At 59.4% G+C, this 23,973-nt stretch carries 25 protein-coding genes, 1 tRNA gene and 1 rRNA gene; 13 read left to right on the top strand and 14 right to left on the bottom strand.

Going from position 1 to position 23,973, the window contains the following annotated elements:
• A 5S ribosomal RNA gene (rrf, locus tag NAT49_RS11740) occupies positions 1-101 on the top strand; the annotation flags it as partial.
• Between the two features lie 337 nt (positions 102-438).
• Positions 439-714 carry a hypothetical protein gene (locus tag NAT49_RS11735; protein WP_251594380.1) on the top strand — a complete coding sequence of 92 codons (276 nt, stop codon included), beginning with the start codon at positions 439-441 and terminating at the stop codon, positions 712-714.
• Between the two features lie 66 nt (positions 715-780).
• On the opposite strand, the gene NAT49_RS11730 is transcribed toward NAT49_RS11735, so the two are convergent.
• The 3 genes from NAT49_RS11730 to NAT49_RS11720 form a co-directional block, all read right to left on the bottom strand.
• Positions 781-1,611: a Tim44 domain-containing protein gene (locus NAT49_RS11730; RefSeq protein WP_251594378.1), complete on the bottom strand. Its 831-nt coding sequence runs from the start codon at positions 1,609-1,611 to the stop codon at positions 781-783.
• A 40-nt stretch (positions 1,612-1,651) separates the two neighbouring features.
• Positions 1,652-2,431, bottom strand: coding sequence for a peroxide stress protein YaaA (gene yaaA, locus NAT49_RS11725; protein ID WP_251594376.1), 780 nt, complete (start codon positions 2,429-2,431; stop codon positions 1,652-1,654).
• 136 nt (positions 2,432-2,567) lie between these two features.
• Positions 2,568-3,605: an NADP(H)-dependent aldo-keto reductase gene (locus NAT49_RS11720; protein WP_251594374.1), complete on the bottom strand. Its 1,038-nt coding sequence runs from the start codon at positions 3,603-3,605 to the stop codon at positions 2,568-2,570.
• Between the two features lie 373 nt (positions 3,606-3,978).
• Here NAT49_RS11720 and NAT49_RS11715 point away from each other — a divergent pair, with 373 nt between their 5' ends.
• Both NAT49_RS11715 and NAT49_RS11710 read left to right on the top strand, forming a co-directional pair.
• Positions 3,979-4,389 (top strand): tetratricopeptide repeat protein, encoded by a 411-nt coding sequence (locus NAT49_RS11715; protein WP_309619154.1) that lies wholly within the window; start codon positions 3,979-3,981, stop codon positions 4,387-4,389.
• Positions 4,390-4,477: 88 nt separating this feature from the next.
• Positions 4,478-4,972 carry a 3'-5' exonuclease gene (locus NAT49_RS11710; protein WP_251594370.1) on the top strand — a complete coding sequence of 165 codons (495 nt, stop codon included), beginning with the start codon at positions 4,478-4,480 and terminating at the stop codon, positions 4,970-4,972.
• Between the two features lie 10 nt (positions 4,973-4,982).
• Here NAT49_RS11710 and NAT49_RS11705 read toward each other — a convergent pair whose 3' ends face one another.
• The 5 genes from NAT49_RS11705 to ybaK all read right to left on the bottom strand — a co-directional run bounded on the left by NAT49_RS11705 (position 4,983) and on the right by ybaK (position 7,992).
• Positions 4,983-5,948, bottom strand: a complete 966-nt coding sequence (locus tag NAT49_RS11705; protein WP_251594368.1) for an NAD(P)H-quinone oxidoreductase — start codon at positions 5,946-5,948, stop codon at positions 4,983-4,985.
• A 50-nt stretch (positions 5,949-5,998) separates the two neighbouring features.
• Entirely contained in the window at positions 5,999-6,541 is a 543-nt protein-coding gene (locus NAT49_RS11700) for an LOG family protein (RefSeq protein WP_251594366.1), read from the bottom strand.
• Positions 6,542-6,608: 67 nt separating this feature from the next.
• On the bottom strand, positions 6,609-7,142 hold the full coding sequence (locus tag NAT49_RS11695) for a DUF501 domain-containing protein (RefSeq protein WP_251594364.1): 534 nt from the start codon (positions 7,140-7,142) through the stop codon (positions 6,609-6,611).
• On the bottom strand, positions 7,139-7,558 hold the full coding sequence (locus tag NAT49_RS11690) for a hypothetical protein (protein WP_309619153.1): 420 nt from the start codon (positions 7,556-7,558) through the stop codon (positions 7,139-7,141). The genes NAT49_RS11695 and NAT49_RS11690 overlap by 4 nt, the downstream gene beginning before the upstream one ends.
• Complete coding sequence (ybaK, locus tag NAT49_RS11685; protein WP_251594362.1) at positions 7,519-7,992, bottom strand: Cys-tRNA(Pro) deacylase; 474 nt, start codon at positions 7,990-7,992, stop codon at positions 7,519-7,521. The genes NAT49_RS11690 and ybaK overlap by 40 nt, the downstream gene beginning before the upstream one ends.
• A 77-nt stretch (positions 7,993-8,069) precedes the next feature.
• Between ybaK and NAT49_RS11680 the strand changes: the two genes are divergently transcribed.
• The gene (locus NAT49_RS11680) at positions 8,070-8,420 is read left to right on the top strand and encodes a hypothetical protein (protein ID WP_251594360.1); all 351 of its coding nucleotides are present in this window, start codon (positions 8,070-8,072) and stop codon (positions 8,418-8,420) included.
• Positions 8,421-8,424: 4 nt separating this feature from the next.
• Here NAT49_RS11680 and NAT49_RS11675 read toward each other — a convergent pair whose 3' ends face one another.
• Positions 8,425-8,859 carry a hypothetical protein gene (locus NAT49_RS11675; RefSeq protein ID WP_251594358.1) on the bottom strand — a complete coding sequence of 145 codons (435 nt, stop codon included), beginning with the start codon at positions 8,857-8,859 and terminating at the stop codon, positions 8,425-8,427.
• Positions 8,860-8,898: 39 nt separating this feature from the next.
• Here NAT49_RS11675 and NAT49_RS11670 point away from each other — a divergent pair, with 39 nt between their 5' ends.
• Positions 8,899-10,062 (top strand): MalY/PatB family protein, encoded by a 1,164-nt coding sequence (locus tag NAT49_RS11670; RefSeq protein ID WP_251594356.1) that lies wholly within the window; start codon positions 8,899-8,901, stop codon positions 10,060-10,062.
• 51 nt (positions 10,063-10,113) lie between these two features.
• Here NAT49_RS11670 and NAT49_RS11665 read toward each other — a convergent pair whose 3' ends face one another.
• Positions 10,114-11,052, bottom strand: a complete 939-nt coding sequence (locus NAT49_RS11665; RefSeq protein WP_251594354.1) for a tetratricopeptide repeat protein — start codon at positions 11,050-11,052, stop codon at positions 10,114-10,116.
• 127 nt (positions 11,053-11,179) lie between these two features.
• On the opposite strand from NAT49_RS11665, the gene NAT49_RS11660 reads away from it, so the two are divergent.
• Together NAT49_RS11660 and NAT49_RS11655 are read left to right on the top strand one after the other, a co-directional pair.
• A complete protein-coding gene (locus tag NAT49_RS11660; protein ID WP_251594352.1) occupies positions 11,180-12,238 on the top strand; it encodes an oxidoreductase in 1,059 nt (352 codons plus the stop codon).
• Between the two features lie 86 nt (positions 12,239-12,324).
• Entirely contained in the window at positions 12,325-12,975 is a 651-nt protein-coding gene (locus tag NAT49_RS11655; protein ID WP_251594350.1) for a pesticin C-terminus-like muramidase, read from the top strand.
• 90 nt (positions 12,976-13,065) lie between these two features.
• On the opposite strand, the gene NAT49_RS11650 is transcribed toward NAT49_RS11655, so the two are convergent.
• Both NAT49_RS11650 and NAT49_RS11645 read right to left on the bottom strand, forming a co-directional pair.
• Positions 13,066-13,142 (bottom strand) — tRNA-Met (locus tag NAT49_RS11650).
• A 62-nt stretch (positions 13,143-13,204) separates the two neighbouring features.
• Positions 13,205-15,985: a DUF349 domain-containing protein gene (locus NAT49_RS11645; RefSeq protein ID WP_251594349.1), complete on the bottom strand. Its 2,781-nt coding sequence runs from the start codon at positions 15,983-15,985 to the stop codon at positions 13,205-13,207.
• A 292-nt stretch (positions 15,986-16,277) separates the two neighbouring features.
• On the opposite strand from NAT49_RS11645, the gene minC reads away from it, so the two are divergent.
• The 4 genes from minC to sbcB are packed head-to-tail and all read left to right on the top strand — an operon-like array spanning position 16,278 to position 19,615.
• Positions 16,278-17,009 carry a septum site-determining protein MinC gene (minC, locus tag NAT49_RS11640; protein ID WP_251594347.1) on the top strand — a complete coding sequence of 244 codons (732 nt, stop codon included), beginning with the start codon at positions 16,278-16,280 and terminating at the stop codon, positions 17,007-17,009.
• A 60-nt stretch (positions 17,010-17,069) separates the two neighbouring features.
• Positions 17,070-17,885, top strand: coding sequence for a septum site-determining protein MinD (gene minD / locus NAT49_RS11635; RefSeq protein WP_251594345.1), 816 nt, complete (start codon positions 17,070-17,072; stop codon positions 17,883-17,885).
• Positions 17,882-18,145: a cell division topological specificity factor MinE gene (gene minE, locus NAT49_RS11630; protein WP_251594343.1), complete on the top strand. Its 264-nt coding sequence runs from the start codon at positions 17,882-17,884 to the stop codon at positions 18,143-18,145. The genes minD and minE overlap by 4 nt, the downstream gene beginning before the upstream one ends.
• A 27-nt stretch (positions 18,146-18,172) precedes the next feature.
• Entirely contained in the window at positions 18,173-19,615 is a 1,443-nt protein-coding gene (gene sbcB, locus NAT49_RS11625; RefSeq protein ID WP_251594341.1) for an exodeoxyribonuclease I, read from the top strand.
• A 73-nt stretch (positions 19,616-19,688) separates the two neighbouring features.
• On the opposite strand, the gene NAT49_RS11620 is transcribed toward sbcB, so the two are convergent.
• Together NAT49_RS11620 and NAT49_RS11615 are read right to left on the bottom strand one after the other, a co-directional pair.
• Positions 19,689-22,556: an insulinase family protein gene (locus NAT49_RS11620; protein ID WP_251594339.1), complete on the bottom strand. Its 2,868-nt coding sequence runs from the start codon at positions 22,554-22,556 to the stop codon at positions 19,689-19,691.
• A gap of 8 nt (positions 22,557-22,564) precedes the next feature.
• Positions 22,565-23,239, bottom strand: a complete 675-nt coding sequence (locus NAT49_RS11615; RefSeq protein WP_251594337.1) for an SOS response-associated peptidase — start codon at positions 23,237-23,239, stop codon at positions 22,565-22,567.
• 122 nt (positions 23,240-23,361) lie between these two features.
• Here NAT49_RS11615 and NAT49_RS11610 point away from each other — a divergent pair, with 122 nt between their 5' ends.
• The gene (locus NAT49_RS11610; protein ID WP_251594335.1) at positions 23,362-23,973 is read left to right on the top strand and encodes a TetR/AcrR family transcriptional regulator; all 612 of its coding nucleotides are present in this window, start codon (positions 23,362-23,364) and stop codon (positions 23,971-23,973) included.

Here is a 23,973-nt window from a genome sequence, read left to right as displayed (position 1 = left end):
AGGTGGGAACCACCCGATCCCATGCCGAACTCGGAAGTGAAACCACCCCGCGCCGATGGTAGTGTGGAGCTTCTCCATGCGAGAGTAGGTCATCGTCAGGCATCTATACCAAGGCCCCGATCAGTCGATCGGGGCCTTTTTTTATGCCTGAAATATGCCGCCGTGCGTAAGGCCCCTATTAGGTCGTTGATACTGATACCGTGAGAACCTTTGAGTTTCTGCTTCAGTAAACTTTGGTCGTGCGGCTAAAGCTTAATAGTTGATTCTAATCAAAAATGGTCCAATGAAGGGGTGCAGTAGCTGACGCTGCAAGCACGACATTGATGGGAGCCTCGGTACTTTTCGTGCTGAGGTTTTTTTTTGTATAGAATAAAGGTTACAGTACGGCTCGTGCATGCCATGCACGGATGCTTTCTGTACAACACAAGGACGAGATCAATGAAAAAACTGACTGGAATCTTTTTTGCGCTTGTAATGGCAACTGCAGTAGCCGCCTGTGACAGCGACGACGGCCCGGCAGAGGAAGCAGGGCAGAATATCGATAACGCTGCCGAGCAAACTCAGGAGTCTGCAGAGAACGCAGGCGATTCAATCGAAGAGCACGCCGATAACGCAGGCGATGCGATTGAAGAGCACACTGACAATGCAGCAGAAGCAACTCAGGACAAAGTTGAAGAAATGGGTGATGAAGTCGAAAAGTCTACCGACCACTGATCCCGTTTCCTAGAACTGAAAAAGGCCAGCTTATGCTGGCCTTTTTTGTGTCACCTCGAACAGGAATTACCGGTTCTGTTCGATACCCTGGATGTACCACGGTGCGCCATCCTTGAGCTTGCGAGTAAGGTGCCAGGTTTCATTGAACTCGCTGACTTCCCCTTCCTCCTTGATCAGGCCGTGGAAAAGAACCGTTGCTTCAGCGTCCTGGCCAAACTCCTGAATGCTGCCCAGTTCAACGAACAGTTTCTCGATTTGAGTTTCATTGTTGACCGGTTGCTCTGCGCGCTCCTTACGGAGCAGGTTATAAAGCTCGGGAGTGACGTACTCCTGAATCTTTTGCAGGTCGTTAGTGTCCCAGGCGCGCTGCAAGGCCGTGAAATGCTCCTTGGCACCCTGGAGAAACTGCTCTTTGTTGAACCAGTCCGGTGTTGCGTTTTGAGTGCCCGGTACGGCGCCGCCCGCATTGGAGCCACCTGAGGACATGGGCTGTTCCGCGGTGCGGGTCTGGCGCCAGTCCTGAGTGTTGTCCTGATGGCCGGCCATGGCGTGACGCCGGCGGCGCAGAAACTTGAAGGCGATGAAGGCGACAAGCGCGATCAGCAGCATGTCCATTATGCGAATGCCATCGAATGCGCCGCCGAAGAACAGCGATGCAAGAAGGCCGCCTGCGAGAATGCCTGCAAAGGGCCCTGCAAAGCGCGACAGGCGGCTATTGGGTGCGGTGGCCTGTCTGGGTGGGGTGGTGGCTCTTGAGCTCGCTGTGCTGCTTGATTGAGCCGAGCGTGAATATGAGCCGAAGCTCTTGCCGCCGCCAAGTCGTTTGGCGTCAGCGTGGTCGACGGCGACCCCGAAGGTCATGAACGCGACCATGAACGTAATGAGCAGGTGTTTCATCGCTACTCCTGAGGTGGTGGTAAGGGCAAAATGCCCGGCGTTAACGTGAAGCTTCTTCTCGGATGAATACCCATTCATCGCCTTGACTCATTGAGGCGCTGAATTGATACCCATCCACGTCGAATGCCTTGAGCGCTTCTGGATCGTCAAGGCGATGACGGATCATCCAGTCGCCCATCAATCCACGTGCTTTCTTGGCATAGAAGCTGATGATCTTGAACGATCCATTCTTTTCGTCCTTGAACACCGGCGTGATGATGCGGGCCGACAGTCGCGTCTTATCAACGGCCTTGAAATACTCGTTGGAGGCCAGGTTGATCAAGACGTTCGAACCGCTTTCGAGCAAGGCGGCCTCGAGATGATCGCTCAGAACGCGGGTCCAGAACGCGTAGAGGTCCTTTCCTCGTTCATTGGCAAGCTTGGTGCCCATCTCGAGCCGATAAGGCTGTATCAGATCGAGTGGTCGCAACAGTCCATAGAGACCCGATAGAATTCGAAGGTGTGATTGTGCCCAATCGAAATCATCCTGCGACCAGGACGGTGCGTCGAGCCCTTGATAGACATCGCCCTGAAAGGCCAGTACCGCCTGCTTGGCATTATCCTGGGTAAACGGACGCTGCCACTCGGCGTAGCGAGCCACATTCAGCCCGGCCAGTTTATCGCTGAGCCCCATCAACGTTGCAAGCTGTTCGGGAGTGTACTCTTTAAGACGATCGATCAACCGAGCGCTGTCATCGAGGTGGTCAGGGTACGTGCACGTAGCTGTGGCAGGGGGCGTCTCGAAATCGAGGGTTTTCGCCGGCGAAATGACGCTCAGCATGAGGCTCACCTTTATCCGATTCGTAAAAGCTATAGTATACCACCCGCCCATGCCGGCGAGTGGTCGTACAGATTGCTTTAAGCTATTTGCGTCATACCCGCCGTATTAGGCACGCGAGTTAATAAATCAAGCGCAATCATGGGCTTGGGTTGGGTAGACGCTGATGAACACCCTCGATTGCCTCGATGACCTCATCGCTCAGCTCAAGCTCTGCACTTTGCAGGTTGCTCTCGAGCTGCGCCATGGTGGTAGCGCCGATGATATTGCTGGTCACAAAGGGTCGTGAGGTTACATACGCCAGCGCCATCTGCGCCGGGTCGAGCCCGAATCGGCGCGCGATGTCGACGTAGGCCCATGTGGCCTCGTCAGCAAGCGTTGAGGTGTAGCGCTGGAAACGTTCGAACAGGGTCAGTCGTGCGTTTTCGGGTTTCATGCCCCCGAGGTATTTGCCGGAGAGAACACCAAACGCCAGTGGCGAGTAGGCGAGAAGGCCTACTCGCTCTCGGTGGCTGATCTCGGCAAGACCGACTTCATAGCTGCGGTTGAGCAGATTATACGGGTTTTGCACGCTGACGACCCGAGGAAGCCCCAGCTTGTCCGCCAGGTGTAAAAAGGTCATTACGCCCCAGGGCGTTTCATTGGAAAGCCCGATGGTCCGTACCTTGCCGGCATCCACCAGTTCTTTCAGCGCCCTCAGAGTGTCCTCGATAGGCGTAGCCTCGGTGTCGTCCTGCGGCGTATAGCCAAGCTTTCCGAAATAATTGGCTTGTCGATCCGGCCAGTGGAGCTGGTAAAGGTCGAGATAGTCGGTGTTGAGTCGAGCCAGGCTGTCATCGATGGCCTTATGAATATTGTTGCGGTCAAGTTTCGGGCCGCCCCGCAGGTGCGTCATATGGCGTCCGGCGCCTGTGGCCTTGCTGGCCAGTACGATGTCATCGCGCCGCCCACGTTTTTTAAGCCAGCTTCCGATGTAGGCTTCCGTTCGACCCTGGGTTTCCCCCTTGGGGGGTACCGGATACATTTCGGCGGTGTCGATGAAATTGATGCCGGCGTCGAGCGCGCGATCAAGCTGCTGATGAGCCTCTGCCTCGGTGTTTTGCTCACCAAACGTCATGGTGCCCAAACACAGTGGCGTAACGTCGATGCCACTGTCACCTAACGGTCTCTTTTTCATGGAACGCTCTTATGCAATGAGTGATGTGATCCCCATGGTAGCGGCGGCGTCAAAAACCGGCAATTTTGGGGGTTGAGAATACGTCATCTCAGGCGTATATTGCGCGGCCTGCCCGCCATAATGGCGGCCAGCATGCGTTGCAGGCTCAGGGGTCGCTCGCCGGGGCATCGAGCGAAAGAGCCTGCTGATTCGGTTCGAACACCAAGGCCGTCACGGATACGATGGCGCGTGTCGAACAGCTTTGTTCACGGTTTCAAGGTGAGTCGCCATGTTGCAGGCTGCTACCCTCTTTGCGCGAATGGAATATCGAATAGCCGAGCGGTTGCTCCATGCCAACCGGGGTCGCCCATCGCCCCGTTGTCATCGATTGAGCATGCGGTTATTCAAACGGTGTGCCAACGCAGGACTTGTCGATGCGCAGTCCTTGTACGGTCTGATGCTGTTTCGATGCGGTGTCACCGCGCAGGAAAAGGCCAAGGGCGCCCATATGGTGCTTCAGGCCGCTGAAGCCGGCGACGTTCAGGCGCAGTTTCAGGCCGGGCGAATCTTCGAGTTCGGGTGCAATCAGTATGTGGCACGGGAATCCCGAGCCGTGACCTGGTATGCACGTGCGGCAGAAGCAGGCTATGCGCCGGCGGCGGACCGCCTTGCCCGTGCCTATCGCAACGGTCAACTGGGGCTTCAGGTGAACGATGTCCGAGCCGATTACTGGGATGACCTGGGGCAGCCATCGTCCGAGGCCAGCCGCGTCGAAAGCTTAAGCGGCGTGGAGCATGTGCATTAGGTCACTCGCCTGAAAGGAACCCAGCCGCTAGGCTAGGGAAAGAGGCATGATCGATGCCTCTTGATGTTTCTAGCAAAGGTGGGCGCGTGTGAAGCTTCCAATCATTCTTGATGTTGAAGCCTCGGGTTTCGGTCGGGGCAGCTATCCGATCGAAATCGGCATTGCACGTGCCGATGCCAGTACCTGTGCCTTTCTTATCCAGCCCTGCGCGGAGTGGACCCACTGGGACCCGAAGGCAGAGCTTCTTCATGGTATTTCCCGCGAACGCTTGATGCGTGAGGGCTACCCGGTGCGAGACGTCGCGCAGTGGCTCAATGACGAGCTCGGTGATTGTCGGCTTGCCTACAGCGACAGCTGGGGATTCGATAACACGTGGGTGTCGCTGCTGTTTGATTGCGCCAGTCTGCTGCCCCGGTTCCGGCTCGAAAGTCTTCGACGATTATTGAACGAGCAGCAGCTTGAACGCTGGATGTCGACCAAGGAGGCGATGATCGACAGTGCCTCGATTCGGCGACACCGGGCCGGAGAGGACGCCCGTCTTCTGCAGTTAACGTACGAACGAACGCTCTCCGGCACTGACTGAGCGGCAAGGCTCAGCGCTCGGCGACCTTGAGCAGAATCTTGCCCATCCCCCCATTGCTTTCCATGTACGTCATCGCCTCCTGCGCCTGCTCGATTGGCCACTCACGGTCGATGACCGGGGTGATCTCTCCGTTTTCCAGACGTGGCCAGACGTAGTTCTGCATCTCTTTCAAGATGGCGCCTTTTTGATCTTCGGGGCGCGAGCGCAGGGTCGAGCCGATCACACGCTGACGCTTGAACAGAAGCGTGGCAAGATCAAGCGTTTCCTTGGTGCCCCCCATGACGCCGATCATCACGAGTCGGCCGTCCTGGTTCAGGATCTGCTGGTTTTTTGTCAGGTAGTCACCGCCAACCGGGTCCAGTACGACATCCGCGCCGCCCCACTGGGTAATCCGCTCGACCAGATCCTCGCTGTGACGGTTCGCACCGTCTTCCGCGCCAAGCTCGATGCACGCCTTGATTTTCTCGTCACTGCCGGCGGTCACGAAGCACGGGTTACCCAGGCTCTTGCACAGTTGAATGGCGGCGGTACCGACGCTACTGGCGCCTGCGTGAAGCACGATGCGCTCGCCCGGCGTGGCCTTTGCTTCCATGAAAAGGTTAAGCCATGCGGTCGCGAACACTTCAGGTATGGCGGCTGCGTCACGAAGAGACAGTGAGTCCGGCACCGGCAGCACCTGCTGCTCGGAGACTATGACGTGTTCAGCGTAGCCGCCCCCGGCCAGCAGGGCGCAGACCCGGTCACCCGGCTTGAACTGAGTCACGTGCTGCCCGACCTCACCGATCACGCCGCTGACCTCGAGCCCGGGGATCTCGGAGGCGCCGGGCGGGGGTGGGTAGTTGCCCTGGCGCTGCATGCTGTCGGCGCGGTTCATACCTGCCCAGGCAACCTCGATTCGAACCTCGGTGTCACCCAGTTCGGGGGTCTCGTGTTCGACCCAGTCGAGTTGGCCCTGGTTTATCGCAATGGCGTACATGGTGGCTCCTTATGAAGCGGTGGAGTAGATGTGGCAAGAGCCTGCGGTCATCATGGCGTATCGAACAGGTTATCCAACAGCGCCTCGGGCGTTTCGGCCGCAACCAATGCCTGACGTGTGCTTGCGTCCAGAAATCCTGCTGCCACGGCGTTATCCAGAAAGGATAACAGTGGCGTAAAGAAGGCGTTCTGATCGACCAGCCCCAATGGCTTGTTGTGCAGTTGAAGGTAGCGCCAGGTCCAGGTCTCGAACAGCTCCTCGAGCGTGCCGATGCCGCCGGGCAGGGTGACGAACCCATCGGCCAGGTCCGCCATCATGGCCTTGCGTTCATGCATGTTCGAGACCCGGTGCAGCTCGGTCAGCCCGAAATGCGCCATTTCGCGGGCGACGAGCTGTTCGGGGATGACGCCGACCACCTCGCCACCCGCGGCGAGTGCGCCATCGGCGCAGCGACCCATGAGCCCTGCACGCCCACCGCCATAAACCAGGCGCCAACCGCGTTTGGCGATGGCGCGACCGGTCGCTTCGGCAAGCGCTCCCCACTGCTCATCATTGCCGTTGCGCGAGCCGAGATAGACACAGATGCTCGTCATGAAAGCTCCTAGAAGGTACAGATGAATTATCGATGTGGATCACTAGTGAAGGAATAACGGCTGATCGTTAGCGCTCATCAAGTGCGCAGGCGGCAATGTCTGGATAGTGCTGATCGATCCACTGACCGATCGCGTTGTCGCCACAGAGATGATGGGCGTATTGCGTGTGCAGACAGCGGACCTGTGACCAGTTGGTAATGCCTCCCACGCCGCGCTCACGCATCAGGGGTTCGAATCCGCCGTCAACGATGGCCTGGCGCACGTCGTCAGTCATGTAGTGCCAGCGCTTTTGAACGTAGTCCTCGTGACTCGCGCGGTAACGGGCCATGAACTCGGTGTCCTCAGCGAGGGCGTCTTCAAGTGCCTTGATGACGCCCTGCGCTTCAAGCCGAGACAGCTCGACCTTGAGAGTCTGACTGCTCAGCCAGTAAAGCGTTGGAAAGGGCTTGCCATCGACCAGCGAATGCATGCGCAGTACCAGCGGTGTGCCATGGTCGTTTTCGGCACTGACGGCTTGAATGCCGTTGGGCGCTCTGCCGAGCTGACGTTCGATACAGGTCAGTTGTGCCTCGGTCGGGCGGTTGTCGGTGTGATGGATCATCGGGGATGGGTTTCGTCTTCGATTATGAACTTGGGTGAGCGGGACACTGCTCGAAAAAAGGCCTGATTGAGCTGGATCGGGCTGGGTGAATACTGCCATTCCCGCAGGCAATACGCGCGGGCGCGCTCGATCAGGGCGCTATAGAGCCGGTTGAAGGGCGCATCATAGTCGTGGGTTTGCGACACCGGCAAGCGGATGTGCGGGTAATCGGCAAAGCGCTCGAGGAAGTAGTGCTCGAGTTCACGCTCGATACGCCGGTGCAGCGGGGTGTCGTCAGGGTCGAGCCAAAGATCGAACGAAATGGGCATGTTGGCGTCCTCGCGCAGGGTGCGGTGATCGGCGCGGCTGTCACGTTTACCGTCAGGCCGCAGCCGATTCAGCGACGAGCCAGCGGCGCACAGAGTGCGTTCAGGCATTGGATCAAATCGTTCGGGCCGAGTTCGATATCAAGCCCGCGTTGCCCGCCGCTTACGAAAATGGTGTCGAAGGTCTGTGCGCTTTGATCGATGAAGGCCGCGTGGCGCTGCTTCTGGCCCAGCGGACTGATGCCGCCGACCACATAGCCGGTGGCCTTTTCAGCGCGCTCGGTCGGGGCCATAACGGCTTTTTTCACCTTGGCCGCTTTCGCCAGCGCTTTCAAGTCAAGCGTATGCGATACCGGGACTAGGGCCATGGCAAGCGTTTTGCCGCCGAGATCGGTCATCAGGGTCTTGAATACCCGCTCAGACGGCACGCCGAGCGCCTCGGCGGCGGCGGCCCCATAATTGCCGCCATGTGCGCTGTCGGTCGTGAAGCGGTGCATCTGATGTGCGATGCGCGCATGTTCAAGATAGCGAATGGCAGGTGTCATGAGGTCCTGGCCCTTGAGAAGATGTAAACCGATGGCCCGCCAGCTACAGTGGGGCTAGACCATTTAGTGGAGCTGTCATGGATGAGATGACATCATCGTATGCGGTGCCGCCACGGCCGGAGTGCTGCGAGTTGTGCGGTCGAGCCGTTGACGCGTTGACCAAGCATCATCTGATTCCCCGAACCGTACACCGCAAGAAACGCTTTCGAAAGCGCTACAGCAAGGAGCAGATGCATACGGCCATTCTGTGGCTGTGTCGGCCCTGTCATCGCCATATCCACGTGGTGCTCAGCGAACAAGCGATGGCTGAGCAGTATGCCACGCGCGCGGCGCTGATGACGCACCCAGACATTGCCGAGTTTGTCACCTGGCTTAGCGCGAAGCCTCCCGGCTTTCAGCCGAGCTCGCGCCGCCCCAGGCGCTCATGACCGGCTAGATCAGCCGCTGGGAGTGAAGGTCGCCCCAGGCGGTGTCAAGCGCCGCTTCAAGCAGGGGGTGGAGATGGGCGGGTAGGGGGTTCATGGCGGCTGCAACGCTTTGGTAGCTACGGATTCGAAGCCAGGTGTAGGCCCACGCAGCGCACTCGACGTCGGTGGTTGGCACGGGGCGCTGAGGCATCTGAGTAATGAGAAAGAGCGCGGCCTTGGCCGCCCAAAGCGGCGGTGTCTCACCCTGGCTCCAGGCCTTGAGTTGTTCGCCGGTGGGGTTATCCTCCGGTTGTCCGAGCTTGGTCAGGCGCGCGGTATCGGCAAGGATAATCGCGAGACGGTCGGCGCTTGCGTCGCCGATCCGCAGCCAATGGCCGACCAGGTGCGATAGCCCCTGCATGGCGCTGTGATAGAACTGAGGCGTTTGAGCATCGGTCATGGCAGTATCCGAGAAAAGAAACATTAAGGGCGTAATTGTATGGCAAGCGAGCGTACGGACTTCGATTTTACGACGGTGACGACGCGTCGTCACATGGGCTCGACCAAGTGGAGCCGCTTTGACGAGGATGTGCTGCCGCTGTGGGTGGCCGATATGGATTTTCGCTCGCCAGAGCCTGTTATCGAGGCGCTGGAGGCACGGGTCAAGCACGGTGTGTTCGGCTACACCTTCGCCTCCGATGCATTGAAGCGCACGCTGTGCGACTGGAGCGCGCGCCATTATGGGCTAACGCTCGAACCCGCCTGGCAGCACTGGCTGCCGGGCGTGGTGCCGGCGCTTCATATCGCGGCGCAGGCGCTGACCGAACTCGGCGATGACATCCTGACACTGACGCCGATCTACCCTCCGTTTCTTCACATCGCGGAAAATGTCGGACGTCATACCCAGACGGCCGCCCTGCGTGCGCCAACGGCGGAGGACCCGCAGTGGCGACTGGATATCACGGCGCTGGAGCGCGCCATTACGCCGCGCACGCGAATGCTACTGCTTTGTCATCCACACAACCCGACCGGGCATGTGTTCGACAGTCAGGAACTTGCCGAGCTGGCAGCGCTGGTCGAGAGGTACGATCTATGGGTGTGCTCCGATGAACTTCACTGTGATCTGATCCATGACACAGGTCGTGCTCACGTACCTCTGATTAAGGCAGAACCTCGACTTGCCGAGCGTACGATCACGCTCTGGGCGCCCTCGAAGACCTTCAATGTGGCGGGGTTGACCAGTGCTTGTGCAGTCATCGCCGACGACGGGCTCAGAAAACGATTCAAGAGAGCCTGTCTGGGATTGATGCCTTCCGACAATGTCATGGGGCTGGTGGCTGCTCAAGCCGCGTTTGAGCACGGTGAGCCGTGGCGTCAGGCACTGCTTGATGTGCTTGCAGGCAACGCCGAGTTGATCGACCGCTACGTCGCTGCCTGGCCGGGCGTCAGCTGGGCCAAGCCTGAATCGACCTATCTAGGCTGGCTCGATCTTCGAGAGGCAGGGCTTGGCGATGTCCCGCAGAAGGCGCTCTTGGATAAGGCCCGTGTTGGGCTGTCGGATGGCGCCGATTTCGGCTGGCCGGGCTTCGTGCGTATTAACTTCGGTACCTCGCTTGAAACCCTTCAGGCCGCGCTCGAGCGGATGGACACGGTGCTGCGCTAACCGCGAGATGCCCCTGTGCATTGAAACGGGCCCGATCGGGCCCGTTTGTGCTCAATAAAGCAGTGTAAACATACGGCGGCGGTAGGTTGTGGTCAGAGCGTGCTCCTTGCCGAGGGCATCGAACACGCGCAGAAGCGTTTTGCGTGCGATGTCGTCGCCGTAGCTTCGGTCTTTCTGCATCAGCGTGAGCAGAGCCTCGAGCGCCGGTTCGTACTGCCCCTGGCCGAGCGCGAACTGCGCCTGCAAAAACTGCGCTTCGCTGTCGTCTCGTGCGCCGAGCGCATCCACGTCCTCACGCGAGGGCGCTTCCTTGGCGAACTCGATGCGGGCGCGTACACCGCGGCCTTTTGAGCTATCACGGTCTTCGGGGGGGAGTGCATCGAGAATCTCGAGCGCCTGCGCGAAGTCGCCCTCAGCGGTTAGAACGCCCGCGTAATCGATCTTGTACTCATGATGATTTGGCGATTCATTGATCAGTTGCTGATAGAGCGTCTTGGCTGTTGCCGTATCGCCTTGCTCAACGGCTTGTTCGGCCTGAGCCTGGGTGCTTAAGCCCGTATCCTGCGGCGCTTCAAGGTACTGACCAAGCCACTCGCGGATCTTCTGTTCGGGCAGAGCGCCCTGGAACTGATCATAAAGCTGACCCTGAGCGATGAGTTTGACGTCCGGCGCGGCGCGAACACCCAGCTGCGCGGCAATCTGAGGCTCGGAGTCGATATCGAGCTTGGCCAGAATGAACGCGCCCTTGTATTCGCGGGCCAGTTTTTCAAGTACGGGGGTCAGGCGTTGGCACTCGTCGTTGCCGCTTGATAGGCACTCGAGCAGGACCGGCGTATTCATTGAGCCTTCCAGAACGACCTGCTGGAAGTTACTCATGTCCACGGTCACGATGATGCTGGCGTCATCGACATCCTGGGCGCCGGCGCGGTGGCCGGAGGTTTCTGCGGGGTTCTCCATCGGAGCCCCGGTGCGGGGGTCGACTATTTGCATGGCACCTTCCTAACTGGGTATGTTCGTGATCACTTTAATGCTGTCGGACAGCGCTGAATTCAACCGTAGTTTAGTGAATGCTCGCGGCAGGAATACAGCGCAATGACAAAAGACCAAGGAAGAACTCATGACCAACGCGATTAACGTCGGAATGATTGGCTTTGGATTGGCCGGCACGGCGTTTCACGCGCCGCTGATTACGACCACTGAAGGCCTTTCATTGCATACGGTGGCAACACGGCAGAACGATAAGGTCAAAAGGGCCTATCCGAACGCTTCGGTGGGTAGTGTTGATGAGGTGCTTGCGCATCCCGAGATCGAGCTGGTGGTGGTGGCAAGCCCTAACGATACCCACGCCGATCTGGCCATCCGGGCGATGCAGGCGGGCAAGCACGTGGTAATCGATAAGCCGTTCGCGCTGAACTACTCCGAGGCGCTCAAGGTAAAGGAGATCAGTGAGGCAACTGGCAAGCAGGCCATCGTTTTCCACAATCGGCGCTGGGATGGCGATTTCTTGACAGTCCGACAGCTCATCGAGCAGGGCACGCTTGGCGCGCTCACCCAGTTCGAGTCGCATTTCGACCGCTTTCGACCTGCTGTAGACGCGTCAAAATGGCGTGAGCAGCCGGGCGAGGGCAGCGGTGTCTGGATGGACCTGGGGGCCCATCTGGGCGATCAGGCGCTTGAGTTGTTTGGGCCGCCGCGTTCGGTCTTCGCTGATCTGGGGGCGTTGCGCGATCAGGCGCAGGCAACGGACTATTTCCATGTGGTGCTTCGCTATGATGACTTTCGAGTCATTCTGCACAGCACTACGGTTGCCTGTGCGCCGACACCGAGATTTTCGCTTCATGGCACCGAGGGCAGCTTCACTATCTACGGGCTTGATCCTCAAGAGAGCATGCTACGCCGTGGAGCTCGGCCGACGTTTGACGGCTGGGGGCATGACGCCACGCCCGGTGAGATTGTGCGCCTTCAAAATGGAGCGTTTGTACGCGAGACCGTGCCCACTCAACCGGGCAATTACCCGGCCTTCTATCAGGGCGTACGCGATGCGCTCAGAGGCGGCGAGTCGCCGGTCAGTCTGGGCAGCGCACTTCAAGTCATGCGGCTTCTTGAGCTTGCCAAGCAAAGCGATGCAAGCGGTCAGGCGCTCTCGTTCGATGCGCCGATCGGCCAGGATGTGTAAGGGAACTTAGGACACGCAAGATTGGCTGAATTGTGCCGATTCGCTCATTAAGTTGGTAGTGAATCTACCGACCCAGGAGCACACGAATGACTCAGGCATCTTTCCCTACAGAAACCCTCGTATATACCGCCGCCATCGATTTCGAGTTCATCCATGCGCTCGAGCAGGCCGGGGACCCGACCACGGCCTGTGTGCCCATGCTCGGACAAAGCAACAGCGGCGTGACGGTGGCGCATGGTGTCGATATCGGCCAAATGTCGATGGAGCGTCTGGCCGGGCTGGCGCTTTCGCGAGGGTTGATCGAAAAGCTTGCGCCCTATGTCGGGCTCAAGCAGCACAAGGCCGCCGAGGCGCTGGAGAATGCACCGCTTACGTTGACCGAAAAGGAAGTGACTCAGCTGGACCGAGCCGTTTACGGCGCGATCATCAAAGACGTTGCTGACCGCTTCGACGCGCAGCAGAATGCGTCGCCTGAAAAAGGATGGACTGCCTTGCCGTCAGCCGCGGCAACGGTAGTTGTCAGTCTCGCCGTTCAGTACGGCCCCAACTTGGCCCACCGTACTCCGCGGTTCTGGACCTATGCACTGACCCATAACTGGATGGGCATGATTACCGAGCTGGTGGACTTTGGGGATGCGTACAGCGCACGCCGGCACCGCGAGGCGGCGTATCTGAAGTATCATATGTTCGGAAAGAGCGGCGGAGGTTTACAGGAGGCGGCCAACGACCCGGACTAAGTCGCGCCTGGTCTAGATTTGGGCAGGTGTGATGATTTTATTGAGACGTAAAAAAAGCCGACTCAAAAAATGAGTCGGCTTTTTCATATTTGGTAGCGGGGGCCGGATTTGAACCGACGACCTTCGGGTTATGAGCCCGACGAGCTACCAGGCTGCTCCACCCCGCATCGACGTGGCTGTATAATACGGATTTTCAGGCCGGCGTCAACCATTTGTTGGCAAAAAGAGTTCATTGATGGAAATCAAGCTGGGTGACCAGCTGATCCAGCTCGGATTTGAGGCGTGCCCACTGGGTGCGCGTTACTGGCCCGGTCGCAATCAACTGGCACAACCACTGTGAGAATTCGTCGCTCAGCTGGTATTCCTGGCCGACGTTATCGTTAAGACGTGCGACCTGGATGTCGAGTCGACGGTCATTGTCGTCGGCACTGATCGGTGCATTTGCCATGAGCGCCAGATGCACCTTGAGCCGCTGAAGCGTGTCGTCTTCGGTGGGGGTGCCATGACGTCGATTGAGATTGCGGGCCTGATGTGCGCGCTGGGCCTGTTTGGTCAGCGGCGGTTCAAGGGTCAATGAGCCAACGTCTTCGAACGTGTCGCCCTGCATTCGTGCTTCGTCGGCCTCGACGTGGGCTTCAAGCAGAGGCTGCCAGGCATGCCAGCGTTGCTTGAGCTCGTCATTTGCCAGTGAGTCGAGTTCTTCACGTCGGCGCCGAACGATGCCGTTCCAGCGTTTCAGCATGCCCTCGCTGCGTCGGCCTCTGGGCAGTGGTTGATATTCTTCCAGTTCCTGCTCGACCTGATCCAGATAGGCGCTGTCCTCAAGCCGCGTCGGATGCCACTGATCCACACGGTCGATCAAGGCCTGCAGTGCGTCGAGCTGCTGGTCCTGTGCACCCTTGCGCGTCGTGCGCTCGCTGTCCCGCCACTCGAACAGCCGGTCACAGACGTTTCGAAACTGCTTCCAAAGCCGTTGCTCATCGCCTTTTGGTGCACGCCCGAGGCTGCGCCACTGTTTCTGGAGGTCCTTGGCGATCCGGGTACGCTGTTCGATGTCCCGCTCGTCGGTCAGAAGTTGCTCCGCTTGCTCGACCAGGGCCTGTTTCTGTTCGGCAATGCCGCGGGCCTTTTGATCAATGAGTGTCTGTACACCCTGAAGCGCAAGGCCAAATCGATGGCGAAGGGTTGCCACGTCTTCCCGGGGCAGCGGCGAATACGTGCGCCACTCTTCTCGGGCCTTGTTTCGGATGGTGCGAAGCGCGTCCGGGTCAGCCAGTTGGTCGGCGTTGTCGATCAGTTGCTCGAGCTGGTCACACAGGGCCTCGCAGTACTGCTTGTTCAGTGTGCGCTGCTGATCCAGGTGCTGATAATAGCCTTCAAGATTTTTTCGCACCTGGTCTGAGGCGCTACGAAACCGCTGGGAAAGCTCGCGAGAGGCAGCGGCACTGCCGAGCTGTTTCCATTCACTGACGAGCTGGCGATGGCGTTGTTCTCGGTTGGTCTCGGCCTCATCGGAGTGAGCCAACTCCTCCATGGCCTGGCACAAATGCTCGCGTTTGGGCGCGGCCACGAAGCTTCGCCAGTCCCGAAGTTCGGCAATGCGCGCCTTGAGCCGCTTGATGTGGGCGGCGTGCTGCTTCTGGAATCGGGCGTCGAGCTTGGCGTGGCGAGCCTGCAAGACATCGAAAAGGCGCGTGGCGCTTTGCAATTCGCCCGATTCGATCAGCTGTTCGAGCTGCTCGGCTTGTTTGGCGATGTGTTCGGATTCGGCCCGGGCCTCATCGTCGGAAGCCGTGTCGGTGTTCGGAGCGGCGTGCGTGGCCAGCGCCGTGTCCACTTCCTGAAGCAGAAGCGGTAGCGGATACTCGCGGGGCCAATCGATCGCTTGGCGATGAGTCGCAAGCGCATCCATGTCGCTTTGATCAAGCGCCTGCTCGATTTGGGTGCGGTGCTCATCGAGGGTCTGCCAGGTGTTGACCAGACAGTCGATGGTGGCCAGGCGCTCGAGATAGTGTGCCTGTACGCTTGGGGCGGGCGCGTTGTCCTCGCTTAGATTGATCCAGCGCTCGGCCTGAAGGCGTCTGAGCGCCAGCAGACTGTCGATGTCCTGACGTCGCGGGTGCGGCTCCCGTTTCAGATGATCCAGGGCATTATCGAGCGCCTCGATGGTGGCCGTTCGCGCCTCGCGCTCCTCGGTTTCGGCGCGGGACTTTTCCTCGGCCGCCAATTGCGCGTTGTAATGCGCCCGAATGGTTTCTTCGCACTGATGATGTGCGGCCTTGAAGCGCGCACTTTGGTCGGCATCTGCCTCGCTTGCAAGTTGATCCCATTCCCTTAGGACATGACGATGACGGGCTTCGTATTGAGGTTCCCAGCTGCCTCTGGCGAGCTTTTCGATCAGGCCAATGCAGTATTCGCGCTGTTCATGGCGCGCCTTGAGTTCGCGCGCGTTCTGCTGACGCTCATTCAACCGGTTGCGTGCAAGACGTACGATGTTGCGGTCTCGAGTCGAGAGCTTGATCAACTGCTCAAGACCCTGATCGCTTTCTACACGCTGCGCCGCGGCGTGACGGACGGCCGCCACCTTGTTGTGGCAGGCCTGCTCGATCAGGTCCGATTCATCGCGCAGACGCTCGAGGGCCGTCAGGCGCAGCTGCTGATTGTCGGCGTTGAAGGCCACGGTTTTCAAAAGGGCCGGCTCACTCAGCGTTTCAAGCAGCTTCTGACGGGTTTCCAGCGAAAGAGCGCCGGCGGCACTGCCGTTCAGGTGCTTGATCAACCGTGCCTGAATAACGTCGTTCTGTTGGTGTTCCAAACGTTCAATGAAGCGCTCGGGATCATCGAGCTTGAGCAGTGCGGCGTCTCGGACCTGGGTTGCACTATCGTCGAGTAGATGCTCGAGCGCGGCTCTGTTCTGTTCGGGGTCGAGATCGTCAATGGCCTTTCGGCGACGCTTGGGATCGGGATGTCGCCACGCAGGGGCGAAAAAACGGCTGAAAAATCCAAACATGAACTGTCCTGAGCGAGAGAGGCGCGTCTGGGAACCGCAAAGGCCCGACACGACCGTAATATTTATTGATGCGACGAGTTTACATGGCAGCGCCATGCATTTTAAGCAAAAGACCGTTGCCATATCGCGCAGGACGCCCCGATAAACTGTCGCATGCTGGCAACACCTGACATTGTTCTGTCGAGGCCGTATCATCGATTGCGTTTGCAGGGACTTGCCTATAGCGTTAGCCGCCAAAAGCACGCAGGGCAGGGCCTTGATATGAAAAACGTCAGCCAACGTGGAGCATGGCATGAGCCTTAACGTGGACAGAGAAAATACGGCCTTCACCTTTAAAGGCGGTATGTTGCCGATGACGGTCATGGAGTTGTCCAGTGCAGACCCCGAAGAGGTCGAGGCTCAGCTCAGTGGCAAGGTCAGTCAATCTCCGGCGTTTTTCCAGCACACTCCGGTGGTGTTGAGCGTCGAGAAGGTCGATGGACCGAACCTGGCCCTTGAGCGGCTCTGCGCGATCTGTCGGTCGCATAAGCTGTTGCCGGTGGCCGTGCGCGGCGGCGGCGAAAGCGCCAAACAATCGGCGTGGGCGCTTGGGCTTGGCTGGTTTCCACCGGTTGAGGCGCGCACGCACACGCTCGCCCCGGTGCCAGATGCCGAGCCCGCTGTTGCCGAGCCTGTGGCGGCGGAGACCCTCGTGGCTCATGGTGGCCGGGTCTACCGAGGCACCGTGCGTTCCGGTCAGCAGATCAGTGCACCGGAAGGGGATCTTGTCGTGGTGGGTGCGGTCAATGCCGGTGCGGAAATTCTCGCCGCAGGCAGCATCCACGTTTATGGCCCATTGCGCGGTCGCGCGTTGGCAGGCATTCATGGAGACACCGACGTGGGCGTGTTCTGCCACGAGCTTCACGCCGAGCTTCTTTCCGTCAGCGGCAACTACAAGCGGCTCGAGGACATCGACCCGGTGCTGCTTGGCAAGGCCATTCAGGTCTATCTGGAAAAAGACCATTTACATATTGAGGCGCTGTGAGCCCGACGCTGGCGTTTGGCCAGCCGTCATCGCGTTTAACGTCAGCATAGGAATGTGATTTTGGCTAAGATTATCGTAGTGACCTCCGGCAAGGGCGGAGTGGGTAAAACAACCAGCGCGGCAGCCATCGCGACAGGTCTGGCGCTTCGTGGCAACAAGACGATCGTGATCGATTTCGACGTGGGCCTTCGTAACCTCGACTTGATCATGGGGTGCGAGCGTCGGGTCGTCTATGACCTGGTCAACGTCATCCAGGGCGAGGCCACGCTCAATCAGGCGATGATTCGCGACAAGCGCACCGAAAACCTGTTCATCCTTCCCGCCTCTCAGACGCGTGACAAGGATGCTCTGACACCGGAAGGCGTCGAGCAGATCTTGAACAACCTGAAAGACGAGTTCGATTATATCATCTGTGACTCGCCCGCCGGCATCGAGCGCGGCGCGCAGTTGGCCATGTATTACGCTGACGAAGCCATCGTCGTGACCAACCCCGAAGTCTCCTCGGTGCGCGACTCCGACCGCATTCTCGGGCTCTTGGGGTCCAAGACACGTCTGGCCGAGCAGGGCAAGGAGCAGGTCAAGGAGCATCTTTTGATCACGCGCTACAACCCGCACCGCGTCGATCATGGCGATATGCTCAATCTCAACGACATCACCGAAATTCTCTCCATCAAGCTGCTCGGCCTGATTCCTGAGTCCGAGGCGGTGCTTCGCGCCTCGAACCAGGGCGTGCCGGTCACCCACGACGATGACAGCGATGCAGGCCAGGCCTACGCCGACACGGTGTCTCGGCTTTTGGGCGAAGATGTGCCGCTTAGATTCCACGAAGCGCAGAAGAAAAGCTTCCTGAGTCGAATGTTTGGAGGGCGCCGGTGAAACTTCTCGATTTTCTCAAGCGAGAGCGCAAGAAATCCGCATCGGTCGCCAAGGAGCGCCTTCAAATCATCGTGGCCCATCAACGGGGCCACCGTGGGCAGCCTGATTACATGCCGATGCTTGAGCAGGAGCTTTTGGAAGTCATTCGACGCTACGTGTCCGTGGATCAGGATGCGGTGAACATCACGCTCGACAGCGAAGATGACTGTTCCATTCTCGAACTCAACGTGACCTTGCCCAACAGCAAGGACGACACCTGACCCTTTGATGCATCGAAAGGAGGCCGGGTGACTTCGAGTTTCCTGTTCCACGACTATGAAACCTTCGGCGCCGACCCACGCAGGGATCGGCCGTCGCAGTTTGCCGCGATTCGAACCGATGATGATTTCAACGTTATCGGTGAGCCTGTCATTTGGTACTGCCAGCCGGCGGATGACTACCTGCCGCATCCGGACGCCTGTCTGCTGACCGGCATCACGCCCCAGAAAGCGCGGCGTGAAGGCATGCCGGAGGCCGAGTTTGCTGGCCGCATCAATGAATTGATGCAGACGTCGAACACCTGCGCCCTGGGCTACAATACGCTGCGCTTCGACGATGAAATCAGCCGGCACCTGTTTTACCGTAATTTCATCGACCCCTATGCCCGCGAGTGGCAAAACGGCAATTCCCGCTGGGATCTGATCGATGCGGTCAGGGCCTTTTATGCGTTGAGGCCTGATGGAATTGAATGGCCTGAGCGTGAGCCGGGCGTGCCGAGCTTCAAGCTTGAGCACCTGAGCGCCGCCAACGGTATCGATCACGGCAATGCCCACGACGCGCTGGCGGATGTGTATGCAACCATCGAGCTTGCCAAGCTCTTGAAGTCGAAAAACGCCAAGCTCTTTGACTACCTTCTGTCGCTCAAGAGCAAGCATGTGGTGTCTGAGAAGCTCGATATCACGCGCCAGAAACCGATGCTTCATGTCTCGAGACGCTACCCGGCCGCACGAGGCTGCAGCGCCTTGATCGTGCCGCTGGCCAAGCACCCGACCAACCCCAACGGCGTGATCGTCTATGATCTTGCCGTCGATCCGGCACCCTTGTTCGAGCTTTCTGCCGATGACATCCGGGCGCGCGTGTTCGCAAGCGCCGAGGAGTTGAGTGAAGGCACCACCCGCATTCCACTCAAGGTGATTCACATCAACCGCTCGCCGGTGGTGATGCCCATCTCGGTGGTTGATGAGCGCGTCGCCGAACGTCTCTCGATCGACAAGGCTACGGCCGAGCAGCACTGGCAGGGGTTGGCTGGGCGAACTGACGTGGCCGAGAAGGCACGGGCGGTCTTCAGTGAGCCGCCGGGGGATTCGGTGCAGGATCCGGATCTTATGCTTTATGGGGGCGCATTCTTCGGCAGCACCGACAAGCGCGAGATGGCGAAAGTTCGTGAAGCAGAACCGGAGGCGTTGACTCAGTGGTCACCCTCGTTTCAGGACCCGCGCCTTGAAGAAATGCTTTTTCGTTACCGGGCACGCAACTACCCCGAAACGCTTTCTGGCGAGGAAAAGGCCCAGTGGGATCGCTTTCGCTGGGAGCGCATGAATTCGCCGCAGCTCTCGTCGCTAACGCTCAGGGATTTCGCCCGGTTGATCGAGCGCTACAACCAGAGTGAACTCGAAGAGAGCAAGCGCCACATTCTCGAAGAGCTCGTGCTTTACGTCGAGGCGATGATGCCGGAAGACGCGTTCGGCTAAGCCTTCGCGTCCGACGAAGCCGTTCTGTGGGATCAAGCCGCATAGAGCGCGCCAATTGGCGCGCTCTATGCGTTTAGGGGCTCGTGATGTTCAGGGCGGCCTCATGGGCCGTTTCCGTGATCTCCCGCGTTTTCGAGGGTGCTTCAGGTATGACGTCGATGGCGGCCCAGGCCGGAGGCGGCGGGGTCTGCGGTTTTGTGTTTGAGCCGGCGGGGTCGGCGATCAGCTTGAACGCTGGTTCGCGCATCACCTGACGCCATTCGTGCTGGAGCGTGGCCGGTGTCAGCGCACTGACTGCGTCGATCAGGCGCGTTCGTGGGTCGTTACCGAGCTGACCAAACGCCTGCGCTTGCCAGTGTCGATTGGCCAGTTCCGACAGGGTAAGCGCAGGCTGCTTCAAGGCGTGAAGCACGCTTTGCTTGAAGGGGGCAAGCTCTGCGGGCGTGGCTGGCGGGGTTTGAGCGTTGATGAAGCGGTCGATGCGGTGTGATAGATCAATGCCCGAGGTCTTGGGGGATTGCACCACAAACGCCAGACGCGGGACGTCGATCAACGGCTGATACCCTGCCGACACCAGATACCCCAGTTGTTCCCTGGTTCTGAGCATGCTGTAGAACGGGCTTTCAAGCCATGCCCCAAGGACTGCCGCCGCCGCACGACTGGTGTCATTGGCGTCAGGCCAGACCAGATACGTCAGTGCCGCATGATTGGGGTCCTCGACCGGTACCGACCAGGGAGGCTGGGCTCGGGTCGGGCGCATTGCGGCAAGTGAAGGGATGGCGTTAGAGCCAAGCGTTGGCCGGAGCCGTTGTTGAATCATCCCCAGTGTGTGCTCGGCCTGTGGCCGGGTCAGGTTTCCGACCGCCAGCGCATCCAGATGCAGGCGCTCAAGAAATTGAATTCTAAAGGCGCGAAGGTCCTCAGCCGTCAGTGCGCTCAGCGCGGCTTTCTGCTCGTCGGTCGAAAAGGCGGGCGAAAGGCCTGTCTGGGCCATGCGCTGCTGAAGCTGTTGATAGGCAGGTGCCTGCGCCTGACTCTCGAACCCGTCGAGCAGATTCTGCTTCAGGCGTGCGATGTCGGTGTCAGTTAGTTCACCCTGTTTAAGTTGATGAATCAGGGTGCCCAGAATGACGTCCTGACGGTCGCGCCAGCCCTCGACCTGAATCGTCAGGCCGCGCGCGTGCGCGTAAGCGCCGATCGACTGGCCGGCGAGCGAGGCCTGATAGAGGGTCCGGCCAAGGCTATCGATCAACCATTGGCTGAGCAGGGTTGTCGCCATTTGTCCGCGCGCGCTTTGGCTGGTCAGCGGGCTTTGAAGGCTTAGGTGCCAGCTGCTTTTGGGCGTACCGAATCGGGTTGTGCCGTGGTACCAGGCCGTCATGCCCTCAGGTGTCGAAAGCTGTGTCGGTGGTGTCGTCTCGAGCGTTCGCTGGGTCAGGTCGGTCGCGATGTAGGGGTTCGGCATCGGAAGCGAAAGCCCTGACAGCGCGTCGGCCTTTTGCCAGTGGGCCGGCTGTACGACCTGATAGCGCGTGTCGAACCAGGGGCTCTGGCAATCACCGTCGACCTCGGGTCCGCTGTAGATGCGAAGGAGACGGTCGGGCCGCAGCCTGGCAAGCACCGCTCGAAGGCGCGGGGCATTGAACTCACCGGTGATGTAGGGGCCGCGGCGAAGGTTTTTGTCGGTATAGGTGCCTGCCGCGCTCGATAGGTAGCCCACCAGCGCGCTTGGGCTTGGCAGGGATTCGAACGTGAACTGCTGATCCGTCAGGCGGCGCTGTTCGTTCAGGCGCCAGCGGTCAAGCCCTGAATGCTCGATGCGCTGGATAACCTCGAACATGCTGGCCTGAATGTGGGCAATATGCCGGGCGCCCTCGGCGGTCAGGGCGACGCGTACGGAGAAAAACGCATTGGTGCCGTCACTTGACACGGTGCCGGCCGACAGCGCGTTGGCCCAGCCGCGCGCTTTCAGGGCGGCCAGCAGGCTCCCGGGGCCCTCGTCACCGATCAGACTGGCGATGTAGGAGACCGCGTTGTCGGTCGGCGATTGCGTTGGATCCTGAATCGGAAACAGAAAGCGCACCTGCCGCTGCTGCTCCAGTGTCTTTACACGAAGTGCCTGAGGCAGGGCGTTTTCAGCCATCAGCGGTGGCAGCGGCGCGCTCGTATCGTCCCGGTGCTGCGGCGACGCCTTCCTGACAGCGCTGAAATAGCGCCGTGCCCACTGCTCGAGGCGGTGGGAAGGCTGTGGGCCACTGATCGCAAGCGTCATGTTATCGCCCCGGTAGTAGCGCGTGAAAAAGCGCTCGACCGCACGTCGAAGCTCACTCGGGGGGCCACTGAGCGTGTCGAGCGAGCCAATGGTGAACCGACTGGCAGGATGGTCCTGGTTCATGCGCTGTGAAAGAACATCACGCAGCCGAGCGTTGTCGTCGTGGCGACGCATTTGGTATTCGGCGTTGACGGCGTGGCGCTCTCGGTCGACGTGGTCGGCGTCGAGCCGCGGCGCTGCAAAGAATTCACCGAATCGGGCCAGCAGCGGCTCCAGCGCATCAGGCTCGATGGTCGCGTGGTAATTGGTGTCGGTCAGCGAGGTATAGGCGTTGTTGTCCCCCCCATGCTGGCTGATGAACGTGTCGAACCCCTCCGGGGCCGGGTGCGTCTTCGTTCCCAGAAACAGCATGTGCTCGGTGAAGTGGGCAAGCCCGGGGCGCGCGTTCGGGTCTTCCTTGCTGCCGACATCGACGTTCATGGCGACTGCGGCGCGCTCGGCGTTCGGGTCGTGCACGGTAATGACGTGCACGCCGTTATCGAGCGTGAAGGCGTGATACTTCCTCGGATCGTTCGGGCTTTTATGAATCGCGTCTGCGTGCGCAGCCGCGGTGCAGCCAAGCCAGAGGCTCAATAGCGCCGCGATACGTATGGAGCGGGGTTGGGTCACTCTAGAGCTCATGAGGATGCATCGGTGATGAACGGGCCGGTCGGGTGTGTGCATTGTCGATCCTGATGGGCGGGATCATTGACCAGTGTTGAGACCGGATAGGCGCCAATCGGTTCCGGATAAGGGCGGGCAAGCATCTGGGAGACGTGGGACAGCTCGAGTTCTGGATCAAGCCATTTTCGGGCCGCGTGGGGCGCGATCATCGCCGGTAGACGGTCTGTCAACGCGTCAAGGTGGTCGATCGCTGGCACGGTGATCAGTGCACAGCTGTCCTGTTGTACGATCGATTGCTCGAACCGGGTCCAGAGCGCGGCCAGAAGAAGGGGGCGGCGCTTGGCGTGAACCACTAAAAAGGGCTGCTTGCGCTTGGGCTGCGGTTTCCACACATAAATGCCGGAGACCGGGATCAGGCATCGGCGTGTGGCGATCGCCTCCTTGAACATCGCGCGCTCGAACAGGGATTCGGCCCGCGCGCAGTGCGGGGCGTGGTCGAGCACCTTGAGCCAGGAGGGTGTCAGCCCCCAGAAGCATTCGTCCTGAACCAGGCCCTCATCGAGTCTGCGCACAACGGTGATCGGCTGACGCGGCGCCATGTTGGGGCTTTCTCTTCGCGGGTGGCGCACATTGAGCGGCGAAAGGCTTGAGGGCAGTGCGAAATCGCCCACCCAGAGTCGGCCTGCCATAACACTTCCTTGCATGATAAGGGGGTTGCGTTACCCCAGCGCACAAAGCGCTTGCGTTTAGGTAACGGAGCGATATGCTGTATGAAAACGCTGTTCGATGATAATTATACTAGGGGAATGCAATGGCCCGTCCACGACAGCATGCGCCTGAGGAGCTGCATGCGCGAGTGATGGCGGCATGCGATGAATGGCTCAAGACACAACCGATTCACGCATTGTCACTTCGCTCGATCGCCCGAGAAGTCGGGTGTGCCCCCAGCACGCTTTTAAAGCTCTATGGCAGCTTCAGCAATCTGCTTCAATACGTCAATATCGACACGCTCAACGATCTGCGCGAGCGCATCGATGCCGATTATACCTGCGCTGACCCGGGGCAACGGATTCATCGTCTAGCCAAGTTCTACTGGCAGTTTGCGCACGAGCACCCCTATCGATGGCAGCTTCTGTTCGAACATCCGCTGGCCCAGGAGGGCGAGCTTGATCAGCGTCAGAATATGATGATCGAACAATTGTTCGTTCGCGTCGAGCAGACGCTTCGCGAGATACAGCCGGATCTGGCCGCTATTGAAGCCAACCGCATGGCGCGTTCGCTGTGGGGGAGCGTACACGGCCTGGTGCAGCTTGGGCTAGCGCGACGCCTTGGCTCGTGGGAGGGTGCGCCGCTTGAAGTCGATGAACTCCTGGATCAACTCCTGGGCACCATCATCAAGGGGTTGCGTTACCACAAGGAGTGA

It is taken from the genome of Larsenimonas suaedae, assembly GCF_023712105.1.
Taxonomy (GTDB): Bacteria; Pseudomonadota; Gammaproteobacteria; order Pseudomonadales; family Halomonadaceae; genus Larsenimonas; species Larsenimonas suaedae.
Note: the sequence above shows the minus strand (reverse complement) of the source record. Positions and strands in the feature narration are given on the sequence as shown.